Raw genomic sequence first — 14,919 nt, 5'->3', positions numbered from 1 at the left:
TGCTGGGGTCGGCGGGGGCGGTCGACTTTCGCTGGATCACTGCGGGGTTGAAGGTGCGGCAATCCGCGCTGGCCAAGGGTGGTGTGAGTGCCTTTCGCGAGCCGTGCTGGTGGCGCGACAACCCTGCGCAACGGGCCGCCGATTTTTGGACTGAATATCCGACAATGACCAATGCGCAGGGCATAAAATCGCAAATTCAGGCGGCGGGCTATGAAACGATTGCCACACGTCGCCTGTCCCTTGCTGCATGGGCCGGATATTACACATCCCTACAGGCACGGATTGATCTGTTGCGGCCGGATGCAGGCGTCAAATTATCTGCGGTTCTGGACCAGAGCGCCGAGGAAATCGCAGTGTGGCGGGCGCATGGGGATGACTATGGTTCTTTATTAAGCGTGGTCCGGCCAAAATGAGCATGGATGCGATTGTCGAGATTGTGCGCAAGGGGGATGCGGACCGGTTTTTGTCGGTGATGACGACCCCGCCTGATCTGCGCCAACGTTTGTTCACCCTCTATGCCTTCAACGTAGAGGTGGCCTGCGCCCCTTGGACCAGTAATGAGGAAATGATCGCCGAGATGCGGGTGCAATTCTGGCGCGATGTTGTAGCGGCGATTGGCGAGGGACGCACGCCGCCGCGCCATGATTTGGTCGGGAAATTGCGTGATTTGATCGAAGAGCATGCGCTGCCGATTGGGTTGTTCGATGAAATGGCAGCGGTGCGGCGTTGGGACATTTACCGTGATCCGTTTGAAGATTCTGCCCAGTTCGAGCGCTATATCGACCACACAACGGGGCATTTGGTCTGGTTGGGGGCGCGTCTGGTTGGTGCGAACGACGTGGCCGAAAGTGCGGTGCGCGATTACGCCTATGGGGTCGGGGTGGCAAACTGGTTGCGGGCCACGCCTGACCTGATAACGCGGGGGCGCAGACCATTGATTGATCCAGATGATGCAGCCGTGTCGGCGCTGGCGCGTGGTGCATTACAGCGGATGGATATGGCGGACCGGCGGATGTTGAAACCTGCGGCGCATGCGTTGCGCTCCGGCTGGCAGGCGCGCGGGGTGTTGAAACGGGCGGTGCGCGATCCGGTTCGGGTGCAGGAGGGACGTTTGGCCCCGTCGGAATCTACCCGCCGTGGCGCACTATTGCTAAAATCCATGACGGGGCGCTGGTAGGGTCAGTGGCCGCGCATCTTTGCGGCCTCGATCTCTACTTTGATTTTGTGGCGTTTTAGCCAGACTGCCAGCATAATGCCCGCGCCGCCTGCGATCATCCAGATCGGCTCGATCTTTTCAAATGACTCGCCCATGTCGATTTTGTCAAAATAGCGGGCGGTCCCCATGCCGATGAAGGCAAGCCCGCAGAGCATACCAATCAGCGCGGCAATATTGAACAACGGGTAGAAACGATTAAGCAGGCGGTCAAACATTTAGGAACCCTTTGTTGCCGTATTGATCTACAGTTTATCAATTTGGGGCTGTTTGGGCAATAAAACGGATCAGCATGGCACATATCTGCCGATACCAGACGTTGAACTGAGGCCTGGCGGGTCCCATAATTATTGATCCTGCGGCGCAGATATTTCCAGCGTTTTGCATTTAATGATGAAATAAGGCATCAGAAATCACCCACACTTGGGGTGGTTTCTGATTCAGGTGAATGCAAATTGCAGTATGGAACAAAATGGGGGGGGTCAGGCCATGTCCTCTGACGGGCGCATCACCAGCCAGATCAAAGCAGCACCGGCCAGCGCCAAAAACGGGATCATCGCCAGATTGACCGCTTGCCAGCCTTCCTGCGCGTCCCCGCCCGAGCAGTTCATCAATCCGCCCGACGCCAGCGAGGCAACCACCACGCCGCCAAACACCAACATATCGTTCAGGCCCTGAATGCGGCCGCGTTCCTCGGGCTCATAGGAGGCCGCCAACATTGAAGTTGCGCCGATGTAGCCAAAGTTCCAGCCTATGCCCAGCAGGATCAGCGAGACATAAAAGTTTTCCAACTGAACGCCGGTCATCGCTGTAGCACCAGCCCCGCCTAGAATAACCAAGCCGAGCGAGATGATTTTAACCGGACCGAAGCGGGCAATCAGGTGGCCGGTAAAGAAGGACGGGATATACATCGCCAAAACGTGCGATGACACAATATCGGCTGCGTTGTCCCGCTCAAATCCGCAACCAACAACCGCCAGCGGTGTTGACGTCATCGCCAGGTTCATCAACGCGTAGGACACCATGGCACAGATGATCGCCACTGCGATCACCGGTGTTTTCAACAGTTCCATCCGGCTACGTCCTGCCGGGGTATCTTCTGATGGGGCAGGCGGTGTCGGGATGTTCAGGAACAGGAACATCAGCGAGCCGACAATGTTGATCGCGATCACTGTCAGATAGGCACCCAGAAACGGGATCACCATCACATCCGAGGTCGCCTTGACCAGTTGCGGGCCGATAATTGCGGCGGCCAATCCGCCAGCCAGAACATAGGAAATCGCCTTTGGCCGGAACTCTGCTGTAGATGTGTCGGCGGCGGCAAATCGGTAAAACCCCTGACAGGACATATAAACGCCGGTGAACAATGATCCGGCGATGAACACCGTAAATGACTGGGTATAGAGGCCATAAGCGCTGATAGAGGCCCCTGTCGCGCCAAACCCCGTGCCCAGCATAAACCCTGCGCGTCGCCCGAATTTCTGCATGAAGGCCGACATCGGGGTGGCGGCAAAAACCGAACCCAGAATGATCATTGAAATCGGCAGGGTGGCAAAACACGGGTTTTCGGCAAGGCTAAGGCCGGCCAGACCACCCAGAATAAAGATGATCGGCATTTGCGCGCCAAGGAAGGCCTGGGCCAGAACCAGAATGGCGACGTTGCGTTTGGCTGTGCCGTCATCGGTGTGAATATAAATGTCAGTGCTCATGCCCTATCCCTTAGCGGGGAAGCCGGGGCAGGGGAAGCCCCGCAATTGTATCGTTACAGCTTTTCAATCAGATGGGCGAAAGAGCCGCAGGTGGCACCGTTGATCAACCCGAACGCGCCAAGGTCGTTGCCTTCGGCATCTTTGGCAGCGAACAGCGGGGTGCCTTTGGCGGCCGTGGTGGTGGCGTAGTGGAATTCATGCGCGGCGTAATTGCCGCTGAACGGGCCGGACGTGGCGGTGACAGTGCGATAGCCAAGGTGCAGTTTTCGTTTGGCGAAAGATGTGTCGAGCGCCAGCAGGCCCAGCATTTCGTGGCTTACGCCATCGGCATCGGTCAGGGTGTTGCCCAGCGTCATATAGCCACCGCATTCGCCGTAAATTCGCGTGCCTTTGGTGGCGGCGGCCTGCATCGAGGTGCGGAACGTTTCGGCGGTGGACAGTTTTGCGGCGTGCAGTTCGGGGTAGCCGCCGGGCAGGAAGATTAGATCAGCGTCAGGAGCCGGATCATCGGCGAGAGGTGAAAAGAAGCGCAAGCTCGCCCCGCCAGCAGACCAGTCGGCTAACAGATGTGGATAGGCAAAAGCGAAGGCCTGATCCTGCGCGATAGCGATGCGTTGTGCGGGTGGTTTTGGGCGCGCGGGTGGTGTGGCGGCGGGCAGGGGGGTGGCAAGGCTAGCAAGCGCGTTTAGATCAATTGCGGCTTCGACCGCATCGGCGGCGCGGGCCAGATAGGCGGCTAGATCGGGGTGCTCGCCTGCCTGCACCAGCCCCAGATGGCGCGAGGGGTGCGTCAGCCCGTCTTGTCGGTAAATCGCGCCCAGCACCGGCAGGCCCAGCGGGGTCAGTGCCCGGCGCAACATGGCCTCGTGACGCGGCGATCCAACGTTGTTCAGGATCACGGCGGCGACGTTTACATCGGCGTCATGGGCGGCGAACCCTGCGACCAAGGGCGCGACCGATTGCGCGGTCTTGGCAGCATCCACGATCAGCACCACCGGCAGGCGCAACTGGCGTGCCAGATCGGCGGTGGCACCCTTGCCATCGGGCGGTGCGCCATCAAACAGGCCCATCGCGCCCTCGATCACCAACATGCCATCGCCAGCGGCCATTGTGATGATACGGTCAGGTGACATCGCCCATGCGTCCAGATTGGGGCAGGTCAGCCCGCAAGCTGCTTCGTGAAAGCGCGGATCAATATAGTCAGGGCCGGATTTAGCCCCGCGCACAGACATGCCGCGCCTTGAGAGCGCATGCAGGATGCCCAGCGTCAGAGTGGTTTTGCCCGCGCCCGAATTGGGGGCGGACAGGATCAGACCGTTACCCATGCTGGCCCCCGTTCAGAATGTCTCGCAGAGACACAGTGCGCCCGATGCAGATTATGGCGGGTGGGGCCATCGGGGTGGTGGCAAGGTCCTGTGCCACCGTGCCCAATGTGGTTTCCAGCACCTGTTGCGTTGGCAGGCTGGCGTCGGTGACAACCGCGACAGGTTCATCCACCCCGCGCCCCGCAGCGATCACTGCCTCGGCAATGATCTCAATCCGTTTTAGCCCCATATAGATCACGATCACCTCGGAAGCCTTTGAAATAGCGTTCCAATCAGTGCTGTTATCATGGCCAGTAACAAAGGTCACAGCCGTGTTTACATCGCGGTGCGTCACCGGAATACCAGCCGCTGCCAGCCCGCCAATCCCCGCCGATATCCCCGGGATAATCCGAAACGGGATGCTGTGGGCGGCCAGCGCTTGCGCCTCTTCAGCCCCGCGCCCGAACATAAAAGGATCTCCACCCTTCAGGCGCAGCACCCGTTTGCCCGATTGCGCCAGCGTGACCAGCCTTTGTGAAATATCGGATTGTGTCGCCGATTGCCCGCCGCGTTTGCCCGCATAGACAATTTCGGCCCCATCCCGTGCCAAGGCCAGAATATCCGCCCCGATCAGTGCGTCGTGCACCACCACATCGGCCTGCTTTAGTGCGTTTAGTGCGTGCAGCGTCAGCAGGCCCGCATCACCGGGGCCTGCGCCGCACAACCAGACGTGGCCTGCGGGAAATTGGGGCAGGGAAAGAGATTCGTTCATGCCTCCTTATGCACTGTGACGCGACTCTGGAAAAGCCGCTCCTTCTCCCTGCCAATGTTCTTTGCAATGTGCCGTATCGCCGGTCATCAAATATATACCGATGCCCGTCAACAATAGGGCAAGGCCAGAAGCCAGAGCCCGCAGAATATTATACACCTGCCGCGGTTGTGAATAACGGGTCCAGATATCGCGGGCTGCGGTTACATCATCGGGAATTGTCACCTGCCCAAGGGCGGTATTCATCTGCACGTTCACCCCAACCGTCAGGATTAATCCGCCAAACAGATAAACCAGACCTGCCATACTAAATAAAATAGCGGATTTGGTGAGCTGCATCCTCCATGCAACCATGCCTGCCAGTAACAGCACAAACGGTGTGGTAATGAACGCGGGTGCAAACACGATATTGCGCACAGAACTGTTCATCGCCTGCATCGCAGCAATCGCTGTTCGCGGGTCTGCCGCATCCAGCCCCCACATGGTCGAACATATCCATGCGTAGAAAAACCCAAAGATTGCACCATTCAGTAACAGCGAGGTGAAAGCGGTCAGTTGCAATAATATAGGCATCGTTATCTCCTTTTATTCACAAAGGTTTAGCGGGCGGGGCGCAGGCAAATATATGCAAGAGCCAATATTGTGATCTGGGCGGCAATGACCGCTGGCCAAATTTGTGCAAAGGCTACGTCAAAGTATTTTTGCGGCCCAAAAGACACCAGCGCAAGCAAACATGCCAATAGGCTAAATCCACGTCCAGCGCGAGTTGAGGTGGGTCCCAGCAGGAAGGCACATGTCGCAACCGATAATGCGACCGCCAGAAAGGGTGCAATGGAAAATGGCGGGATGATTGCCGGAGGGTGGGGTGCAATCTGGGCATACAGGGATGCAAGCATGACGGATTGCAGGATGTCCGTAATTGTCTATACGGTAATTGTCAAGGCAAGTATTATGGAGGTATGGATGCGACAGGAAAATAGGCGAAAACGCCAAGAGCAGATCGAGCAGGCCGCCTATGAGCTGTTTGAGAAAAAGGGTTATGCGGGCACATCGATGTTAAGCGTGGCCAAGCGCGCCAAGGCATCGAATGAAACGCTATACCGTTGGTATGGTGATAAGCTGGGGCTGTTTTTATCATTAATAGAGCGCAATACTCTGGATGTGAAGGCCGTGCTTGAGGCCGATATGCCCGATACTGTTGCACCACGCGATGTGCTCAGGATTCTGGGTCCAAAACTGCTAGGGTTGCTGGTGAGTGAGCGGGCCATCGCGCTTAATCGCGCCGCGGCAGCGGATACAAGTGGTGAGCTGGGCAATGCACTGGCCAGAGGTGGACGCGAAACCATTCTGCCGATGATCGAGGCGGTTTTTCAGAGGTTGATCGCTGAAATTGGGCCGGTGGGCATCTCATCGGCAGAGGCCGCAGAACTCTATATAAGCCTGTTGGTTGGCGACGTGCAGGTTCGGCGCTTGATCGGAGTGGTTGCGCCACTAACCGAAGTCGAAATCACGATGCGCTCGGACCGTGCCTATAAAATGACCCTTAAGCTTTTGGGACAATAAATTTTGCCAATAGCTTTGATTGTAAGAGAACGGATTGGCGGCACCGATTTCACGGCCTATAGTCCGCCTGATGAGTGAGACACCTGCACCAAAATTGCGCCGTGGCTGGACCACGGGCGCTTGTGCCACCGCTGCTGTAAAAGCGGCGTTGATGGCGCTGTGGGGGGACGGGTTTCCCGATGTGGTGTCGATCACTTTGCCAAAGGGCGAGACACCGGATTTTGATGTGGTGAACACGCAGCACGGGACGGGATGGTTTGAGGCGGGCATCATCAAGGATGCGGGCGATGATCCCGATGTGACCCACGGGGCCGAGGTGAGGGCGCGAGTTTGTGTCCGTGCGGGCGGCATGGTGTTCAAGGCGGGTGACGGAGTGGGCATTGTCACCAAACCCGGATTGCCGATTGCGGTGGGTGAACCAGCAATCAACCCGAAACCACGCGAAATGATGCAGGGGGTGGTGGCGGAAATGGCGCAGCGGTTCAGGCAGGCGGCGGATGTCGAGATTACCATTTCAATTGTGAATGGCGCGGCACTGGCGCTGAAAACATGGAACCCGCGTTTAGGCATCAAGGGCGGTTTGTCGGTTCTGGGCACCACCGGCGTTGTGCGCCCGTTCTCCTGCTCGGCGTGGATTGCCTCGATCCATCGCGGGGTAGATGTGGCGCGGGCCACAGGGACAAAACATGTGGCGGGATGCACGGGGGCCACCAGTGAGGCAACGGTTCAGGCGTATTACGGCCTACCGGATCACGCGATGCTGGATATGGGCGATTTCGCCGGTGGGTTGTTGAAATACCTGCGCCGTAATCCGGTGGAACGACTGACCATCGGCGGTGGTATTGGCAAGATCACCAAGCTGGCCCAAGGCGCGGTTGATCTGCATTCCGGTCGCAGTCAGGTGGACTTTTCAGCCCTTGCCGATCTGGTCGGGGATGCACGACTGAATCAGGTGAACACTGCACTGGAAGCATATGAAATTGCAGGCGATAAGGTGGCTGGAGTGGTTGCCAAAGGCGCATTGTCAGCAGTCAGAACTGTGCTGCGTGATGCAGAGGTGAGCGTTGATATCATCATCATTGACCGCGCTGGAAATATCATTGCAAAGGCTGCTGAATGAAACTGTTGTTACTGGCCGGAACCAGCGAGGCGCGCAGCCTTGCGATGGCATTGGCGGATGAGCCGAAGGTGAATGTGATCGCATCGCTTGCCGGAGTCACCCGCGAGCCGCTGGACTTACCTGTGCCAATGCGCAGCGGCGGCTTTGGCGGACGGGCGGCGTTTGTGCAATATTTGCAAGACCAGCAATTTGACGCGGTGGTCGATGGCACCCATCCGTTTGCCGCCAAGATCAGCAAGCGCTGCTGCGAGGTGACGTTTGAGATGGGCATACCGCATGTGCAAATCATGCGGCCCGAATGGCAGGCGCAAGAAGGTGACTTGTGGACCTTCATTGACGATGAAACTGCGGCCGCCGATCATATTCCAACCGGATCAGTGGTGTTTTTGGCCACAGGGCGCCAGACCTTGCATCGTTTTGGCAATCTCACAGGGCGCCAGATAATTTGCCGCCAGATTGATGCCTCCGAGGGAGAGTTTCCATTCAAAGGCGGTGAATACCTGATCGGGCGACCGCCGTTCTCGGTCGAGGATGAGGTGGAGCTGTTCACCCGACGCAAGGTTGACTGGCTGGTGGTGAAAAACGCAGGCGGGATCCTAAGCCGAAGTAAGCTGGTCGCGGCGCGACAGTTACGGATACCGGTGTTACTGATTAATCGAGCGCCATTGCTGGACTGCGCTAGGGTGAAAACCGCAAGCGAGGCGCTGGATTGGGTTAAGGCACGGATATGAGGTTTATCACATCAGATGCTTGCGTGACCGAGGGGGCGGCAGCTCTGGCCGCGATGGATGTGCGGTTTGCTATGGCGCTGGAACAGACCGGCCCACTGCCGTTGCGCCTGCGCAAGGACGGGTTCACCGCGTTGCTGGACGCGATCGTGAGCCAGCAGATTTCGGTGGCAGCGGCGGCGGCGATCTGGGGGCGGATGAAAGATGCTAAACTGACAGGCCCGCGCAAGATCATGTGGGCCAGCGACGATGACCTTCGCGCCTGCGGCCTGAGCGGTCAGAAAATCCGTTATGCCCGTGCGCTGGTCGAAGCCAGGATTGACTATAAGGCGCTGCGCAACACCCCGAGTGACGAGGTGATTGCGACCTTGGTTAAGGTGCCCGGTATTGGCCCATGGACTGCTGAAATATACGCGATGTTCTCGCTCGGCCATGCGGATGTATTTCCGCCGGGCGATCTGGCGCTGCAAGAGGCGGCACGGGTGCTGTTCGATCTACCCGCCCGCCCATCCGAGCGCGAGTTCCGCCAAATTGCCGCAGACTGGGCCCCTTGGAGGGCGGTTGCGGCGCGACTGTTGTGGGCCTATTACCGCGTGGCAAAGCAACGGGAAGGCATTAGATAATATGACACGGGAATTGAAAAGTATGCGCCGCGCGGCGGACTCGGGCAAGGCGACATCAATGATGGTGCTTTTGCACGGCTATGGTGCGGATGCCGACGATCTGATGGGGTTGGCCAACACGATGGCCCCATATTTTCCTGACACAGTGTTTGTGGCCCCCAATGCGCCCGAAAAATGCGCTGGTAATGCGGCCGGATTTCAATGGTTTTCGGTTCCGCAAGTGGATGGTGCGAGCGAAGAAGATGCCGTTAGCGGCATGATGGAATCGGCCAGCGATCTGGATGTCTATCTGGACAGAGTGATGGCCGAAGAAGACATAAGCGCTGACAAGGTGATCCTGTTCGGGTTTTCCCAAGGCACGATGATGGCCCTGCAAGTGGCCCCGCGCCGCGCCGATCCTTTGGCGGCGGTGGTCGGGTTTTCCGGCTCCTTGATGCTGCCTGATGCCTTGCGTGACGAAGTGGTCACAAAACCACCAGTGATGCTGTTACATGGCGATAAGGATGAAGTGGTGCCACCTGAGGCGCTGAACAAGGCGGAATTCGCGCTAGATACATTGGGGTTCGAGGTTTACGCCTTTGTGATGGAAAACGCCGCACACGGGATTGCCAGCGACGGGTTAAGTGTGGCGACTGGATTTATGCGCGAAAAACTGGGGATCGAATAAATGGCACGGATTTTGAACAGCGTAAGGCGCGATGCAGCTTCGGGTAAGGCAACGTCTTTGGTCGTGTTCCTGCATGGCTATGGTGCAAATGCGCAGGATTTGATTGGGCTGGCTGACCCTCTGGCGGCGCATATGCCCGACACTGTATTCGTAGCACCCGATGCGCCAGAAGATTGCGCCGGCAGCCCGATGGGGTTCCAGTGGTTTCCGATCCCGTGGATTGATGGATCAAGCGAAGAGGATTCTGCCAAGGGCATGGATTTGGCTGTGGATGATCTGAACGCCTATCTGGATAAGGTAATGTTGGACGAAGGCATCACGGCGGATAAAACCATTCTGTTCGGGTTTTCCCAAGGTACGATGATGGCTCTGCATGTGGCCCCGCGCCGCAAGGATGCCGTGGCAGGGGTGGTCGGGTTTTCCGGCCGCTTGATGTCGCCTGATGCGCTGGTTGATGATGCGGTGTCCAAGCCGCCTGTGTTGCTGGTTCACGGCGATCAGGATGACGTGGTGCCATATGCCAGCCTGCCCGAGGCGGGGAATGCCCTGACCCAAGCCGGGTTCGAGGTGTTCGCCCATGTGATGGAGGGCACAGCCCACGGAATTGCGCCCGACGGCCTGAGCGTGGCCGCGGCGTTTATGCGCGACAAACTGGGGATTGCGTAATCTATATATTGTGGGGGTTGTCAGGCGCACCACAGGATATATAGTCGCCAATAGTTGGGGGGCTATAGGATCATGTCAGGCGACTTTAGATGCGAGTTTGTCAGAGAGCCAAGTGCGCTGCGCCATAACCCTGCGCTGGTGTTGAACGCGGATTACCGGCCACTGTCCTATTACCCGTTATCACTGTGGACCTGGCAAGAGGCGATCAAGGCGGCCTATCTGGACCGTGTCGATATTTTAGCCGAATACGATCAGGTGGTGCATAGCCCGACAACCCAGATCCGTATTCCATCAGTTGTGGTGTTGCGCGACTATGTTGCGCCGCAAAAGAAGGTGGCATTCACCCGCTTCAACCTGTTTTTACGTGATGGGTTTAGCTGCCAGTATTGCGGGTCCAAAGGGGATTTGACCTTTGATCATGTTGTGCCGCGTGCGGCGGGCGGGATCACCAGCTGGGGCAATGTGGTGGCGGCATGCTCGCCTTGCAACCTGCGCAAAGGCTCGCAAAGCCTGCGCCGTTCGGGGCTGCAATTATCAAAACCGCCGCGCCAACCCGAGGCCGAGCAACTACGCAATATCGGGCGCCGGTTCCCGCCCAACCTGCTGCACGATAGCTGGATCGATTTCCTGTATTGGGATGCGGAACTGGAAGAATAATAGCATGGTTGCCAACATGCCTGAAACCGACAGACGGGTGGGCGCGATTGGACAAATAGCACTATATGAATTGCATATGAAAACCATATGACTGTTATGAGGGACGAAGCTGACAATCATGCAACCGGAATTTTGTAAATTCCGGTATGAAAATTACAATTTTCCAACCCGTTATATTTTAAGAAACGCATCACCTAATACATGGCCAATATCGGCTTTGCCGTAATTACAACCAGATTGCCCAATGGTCAGTAGAATGGAGCGGGTGAAGGGAATCGAACCCTCGTATTCAGCTTGGGAAGCTGCTGCTCTACCATTGAGCTACACCCGCTTACAGGGGATCAGGTAATTGCCAACGCGGAGTTCGTCAAGCGGCTTTGTCTGCTCTCAAACACCTGCGCGAATGCCTGCCCCAGTTTTTCAACAATCTCGGAAATATGCGCGTCCGTTAAAATATAGGGCGGGGCCAGCAGGATGTGGTCGCCATTGACCCCGTCGACACCGCCGCCCATTGGGTAACAAATCAGGCCAGCCTGAAAACAGGCATCCTTCAGCGCGGCATTGATCCCGCGGCTGGCATTAAACGGCGCTTTGGTCTTGCGGTTTTCCACAAATTCAAGGCCGATGAACAATCCGGTGCCGCGAATGTCGCCGACATGCGGGTGTTGACCAAAGGCCAAACCCAGTGCCGTTTTTAATCGCTCACCCATCTTGGCCGAACGCGCCACCAGCCCGTCGTCAACCAACCGTTCCAGCACCGCAAGGGCGGCGGCGCAGGCGGTGGGGTGGCCAACGTAACTGTGGCCGTGTTGAAAAAATCCGCTGCCCGCCTCGATTTCCTGATAAATCGCCTTGCTGCACAGCATCGCGCCAATCGGCTGATATCCAGCCCCCAGTCCCTTGGCGATGGTCATGATGTCGGGGGCAGTCCCGTAATGATCACAAGCAAACAGCTTGCCGGTACGCCCCATGCCGCACATCACTTCGTCCAGTATCAGCAGCACCCCGTATTGGTTGCAAATCTCGCGGATTCGGCTGAAATAGCCGTCCATCGGCGCCACCGCGCCCAAGGTCGCCCCGACCACGGTTTCGGCCACGAATGCCATCACTGTGTTCGGCCCAAGGCGCAGAATTTCGGCTTCCAGTTCACCAGCAACGCGCTGGCCATAATCATAGGCGGTCTCATCCTCTTTGCGGTCGCGGTATTCATAACAGGCAGAGATATGGCTGGTTTCGATCATCAAAGGTGAAAACGGGGTGCGCCGCGCCTGATTGCCCCCCGTCGCCAAGGTGCCAAGCGTGTTGCCGTGGTAGCTGTGGTTGCGCGCTATAATGCGCTGGCGCTGGGGTTGGCCGCGTTCCAGATGGTATTGCCGCGCCAGTTTCAGCGCTGCCTCGACCGACTCGGAGCCACCGGAAACGATATAGACTCTGTCCAGATCACCAGGCGCGTTCTCAATCAGCTTGTCCGCCAGCATTTCAGCCGGTTGTGAGGTTAAAAACCGCGTGTGGGCAAAGGCGAACTTGTCCAGCTGCACCTTGATCGCGGCGGTGACCTTGTCATCACTATGACCAAGGCAGGATATTGCTGCCCCGCCCGATGCGTCTAGATAACGTTTGCCGGTCTGATCGATCAGGTAAACCCCGTCAGCCGCAACGGCCGTGGGCAGCTTGGCTTTGCAGTGACGCGGGAATATATGTGACATGAGGCGGCCTCGATCAAAGTTGGTTTTGCTTAGGATACATCAGATCGAAGGTGAAACAAGCCTACCTCCGCCGCCGTCTACGCCCGCCACCTTCGCCACCGCCTGTGTTAAAATTCACATCCGGCAGGGTGATGCGGGTGGCCATGATCGGGAAGGGTTCCGCCGAATTGGGGATCGCCGAGGCGTTGACGAAATGCTCTTGGAACCGTGGCTCGATTGCGGTTTCAATTTTGTGGATTTCCCGCACCGTTTGTTCAATCTCGGCACGTGCCGACCGGTTCAGCAGCGCAATTCGCGCGCCGGTGCCAGCGGCGTTGCCAGCTGACGTGACTTTGTCCAGCACACAATCGGGGATCATCCCCAGCACCATCGCGTGTTTGGGTGAGATATGTGCACCAAACGCGCCCGCCAGCACGATGCGATCCACGGTATCGACCTCGAATTTATCCATTAACAGACGGGCACCGGAATAGAGCGCGGCCTTGGCCATCTGGATTTCGCGGATGTCGCGGTTGGTGACGGTGATCACCGGCCCACCATCGGCGCCATCCTCGGCCGATCCATCCCAAACCATATAGGAATTGGTGCGCCCATCGGCAAAACAGCGCGTTGTGCCGGTTTGCTCGGCTGATCCGATCAGGCCGGGACCATCGACTATGCCCGCCATGCGCATTTCGGCCACCAGCTCGATTATGCCAGAGCCACAAATGCCGGTCACGCCGGTGGTGGCGATGGCGGCGTCAAAGCCGTCCTCGTCCGACCACAGGTCAGAGCCGATCACCTGAAAGCGAGGATCCTTGGTGACGGGGTCAATCGTGACATGTTCAATCGCACCGGGGGCGGCGCGTTGGCCGGAACTGATCTGTGCGCCCTCGAACGCGGGGCCGGTGGGCGAGGAACAGGCCAGCACGCGTTCCTTGTTCCCCAGCAACAGTTCTGCGTTGGTGCCAACATCCACCACCAGCACCAGATCGTCGGATTTATCCGGCGCTTCGGACAGGGCCACGGCGGCGGCATCGGCCCCGACATGGCCCGCGATGCAGGGCAGGATGTAGGTGCGGGTTTCATCGTGCAGGGTCAGGCCCAGATCGGACGCTTTCAGGCGCAGCGCGTCGGATGTGGCCAGCGCGAAGGGGGCTTGGCCCAATTCGTACGGGTCAATGCCCAAAAACAGATGATGCATGACGGGGTTGCAGACGAATACTGTGTCCAGAATATGGGTTTTATCGATCACGGCTTCGGCCGCGATCTGGGTGAACAGCGCGTTCATGCCCTCAACCACCGCTGCGGTCATTTCCTGCGCGCCGCCCTCGTTCATCATGCCGTAGGACACGCGGCTCATCAAATCTTCGCCAAAACGGATTTGCGGGTTCATGATGCCGCTTGAGGCCGTGACCTCGCCGGTTTGCAGATCGCACAGGTGGGCGGCGATGGTGGTGGAGCCTAGGTCAACGGCGAGGCCATAGACGGGGCTATCGAAAAAGCCGGACCACAGGCGCAGGATGGTGTGGGGTGCGTCGTCTTCGGCCTGATGCAGGGCGACGGTGACTTTCCATTCGCCTTTGCGCAGGGTGTTTTGCAGGCTGGTTAGAACCGACAGATCGGCACTGATCTCGCCCAGCTTCCACTGGTCCTTAAGCGCAGCAATCAGCCGCTCCAGATCGCCGGAGGGCTCATGCATATCGGGCTGCTCAACCTCGACATAATACAGATGCACGGTGGGGTTCAGGGTGATGTCGCGGGCCTCGGCCCGTTTGCGCACCACTTGTTTGTGGACTTGGCTTTCGGGGGGAACATCAATCACCACGTCGGTCTCGATTTTCGCCTGACAGCCCAGACGCCGCCCGTCAATCAGCCCGCGAATGGACTTGTAACGCTCCTCAACACTGTTCCATTCGCTTAGCGCATCCTTGGCCACGCTGACGCCATGCTTGGGGAATTCACCATAGGACGGGGTGATCTGGCAGCGCGAACAAATGCCGCGCCCGCCGCAAACGCTGTCCAGATCGACGCCCAATTGACGGGCGGCGGTCAGAACGGGGGTGCCAACGGCGAAGTTGCCGCGCTTGCCGGAGGGGGTGAAGATCACCAGAGGATCGGATTTTGCCATATCAGTCGCGCCTGTCTGCCTGTTTCCCCTTCCTTATTAAAGGGTCGGGGCCAAGGTGCAATGCTCAAGCGCGACGCAGAGGGG

General features: G+C 58.0%; 15 protein-coding genes, 1 tRNA gene and 1 pseudogene. 9 read left to right on the top strand and 8 right to left on the bottom strand.

The window, feature by feature from the left end:
* A pseudogene (locus ACWB12_RS14245) lies at positions 1 to 413 on the top strand (class I SAM-dependent methyltransferase); the annotation flags it as partial.
* Positions 410 to 1,177, top strand: a complete 768-nt coding sequence (locus ACWB12_RS14240) for a squalene/phytoene synthase family protein (protein ID WP_479530756.1) — start codon at positions 410 to 412, stop codon at positions 1,175 to 1,177. The pseudogene ACWB12_RS14245 and the gene ACWB12_RS14240, both read left to right, overlap by 4 nt.
* 2 nt (positions 1,178 to 1,179) lie before the next feature.
* Here the strand turns inward: ACWB12_RS14240 and ACWB12_RS14235 are convergent, their stop codons facing one another.
* The 5 genes from ACWB12_RS14235 to ACWB12_RS14215 form a co-directional block, all read right to left on the bottom strand.
* Positions 1,180 to 1,431 (bottom strand): hypothetical protein, encoded by a 252-nt coding sequence (locus tag ACWB12_RS14235; protein WP_479530755.1) that lies wholly within the window; start codon positions 1,429 to 1,431, stop codon positions 1,180 to 1,182.
* A gap of 264 nt (positions 1,432 to 1,695) precedes the next feature.
* Entirely contained in the window at positions 1,696 to 2,922 is a 1,227-nt protein-coding gene (locus tag ACWB12_RS14230) for an MFS transporter (RefSeq protein ID WP_479530754.1), read from the bottom strand.
* Between the two features lie 53 nt (positions 2,923 to 2,975).
* On the bottom strand, positions 2,976 to 4,247 hold the full coding sequence (locus ACWB12_RS14225; RefSeq protein ID WP_479530753.1) for a cobyrinate a,c-diamide synthase: 1,272 nt from the start codon (positions 4,245 to 4,247) through the stop codon (positions 2,976 to 2,978).
* Positions 4,240 to 4,998 (bottom strand): uroporphyrinogen-III C-methyltransferase, encoded by a 759-nt coding sequence (cobA, locus tag ACWB12_RS14220; RefSeq protein ID WP_479530752.1) that lies wholly within the window; start codon positions 4,996 to 4,998, stop codon positions 4,240 to 4,242. The genes ACWB12_RS14225 and cobA overlap by 8 nt, the downstream gene beginning before the upstream one ends.
* A 6-nt stretch (positions 4,999 to 5,004) precedes the next feature.
* Positions 5,005 to 5,568 (bottom strand): anthrone oxygenase family protein, encoded by a 564-nt coding sequence (locus ACWB12_RS14215; RefSeq protein ID WP_479530751.1) that lies wholly within the window; start codon positions 5,566 to 5,568, stop codon positions 5,005 to 5,007.
* Positions 5,569 to 5,958: 390 nt separating this feature from the next.
* Here ACWB12_RS14215 and ACWB12_RS14210 point away from each other — a divergent pair, with 390 nt between their 5' ends.
* The 7 genes from ACWB12_RS14210 (at position 5,959) to ACWB12_RS14180 (ending at position 11,019) form a co-directional block, all read left to right on the top strand.
* Entirely contained in the window at positions 5,959 to 6,558 is a 600-nt protein-coding gene (locus tag ACWB12_RS14210; RefSeq protein WP_479530750.1) for a TetR/AcrR family transcriptional regulator, read from the top strand.
* Positions 6,559 to 6,628: 70 nt separating this feature from the next.
* The gene (locus tag ACWB12_RS14205; RefSeq protein ID WP_479530749.1) at positions 6,629 to 7,678 is read left to right on the top strand and encodes a cobalt-precorrin-5B (C(1))-methyltransferase; all 1,050 of its coding nucleotides are present in this window, start codon (positions 6,629 to 6,631) and stop codon (positions 7,676 to 7,678) included.
* Positions 7,675 to 8,409 (top strand): cobalt-precorrin-6A reductase, encoded by a 735-nt coding sequence (locus tag ACWB12_RS14200; protein ID WP_479530748.1) that lies wholly within the window; start codon positions 7,675 to 7,677, stop codon positions 8,407 to 8,409. Before ACWB12_RS14205 ends, ACWB12_RS14200 begins: the two co-directional genes overlap by 4 nt.
* Complete coding sequence (locus ACWB12_RS14195; protein WP_479530747.1) at positions 8,406 to 9,029, top strand: DNA-3-methyladenine glycosylase family protein; 624 nt, start codon at positions 8,406 to 8,408, stop codon at positions 9,027 to 9,029. The genes ACWB12_RS14200 and ACWB12_RS14195 overlap by 4 nt, the downstream gene beginning before the upstream one ends.
* A gap of 1 nt (position 9,030) precedes the next feature.
* Positions 9,031 to 9,696: an alpha/beta hydrolase gene (locus ACWB12_RS14190; RefSeq protein WP_479530746.1), complete on the top strand. Its 666-nt coding sequence runs from the start codon at positions 9,031 to 9,033 to the stop codon at positions 9,694 to 9,696.
* Complete coding sequence (locus ACWB12_RS14185) at positions 9,697 to 10,362, top strand: alpha/beta hydrolase (protein ID WP_479530745.1); 666 nt, start codon at positions 9,697 to 9,699, stop codon at positions 10,360 to 10,362.
* A gap of 72 nt (positions 10,363 to 10,434) precedes the next feature.
* Entirely contained in the window at positions 10,435 to 11,019 is a 585-nt protein-coding gene (locus ACWB12_RS14180) for an HNH endonuclease (RefSeq protein ID WP_479530744.1), read from the top strand.
* A 257-nt stretch (positions 11,020 to 11,276) separates the two neighbouring features.
* Here ACWB12_RS14180 and ACWB12_RS14175 read toward each other — a convergent pair.
* From ACWB12_RS14175 to ACWB12_RS14165, 3 genes are all read right to left on the bottom strand, one after another.
* Positions 11,277 to 11,350: transfer RNA gene (locus ACWB12_RS14175), tRNA-Gly, on the bottom strand.
* Positions 11,351 to 11,360: 10 nt separating this feature from the next.
* Positions 11,361 to 12,725 carry an aspartate aminotransferase family protein gene (locus ACWB12_RS14170; RefSeq protein ID WP_479530743.1) on the bottom strand — a complete coding sequence of 455 codons (1,365 nt, stop codon included), beginning with the start codon at positions 12,723 to 12,725 and terminating at the stop codon, positions 11,361 to 11,363.
* A 61-nt stretch (positions 12,726 to 12,786) separates the two neighbouring features.
* Positions 12,787 to 14,835, bottom strand: a complete 2,049-nt coding sequence (locus tag ACWB12_RS14165) for an ASKHA domain-containing protein (protein WP_479530742.1) — start codon at positions 14,833 to 14,835, stop codon at positions 12,787 to 12,789.
* Positions 14,836 to 14,919: the final 84 nt, after the last annotated feature.

Source organism: Profundibacter sp., assembly GCF_056498605.1.
This window is presented reverse-complemented; position numbering and strand designations above follow the sequence as displayed.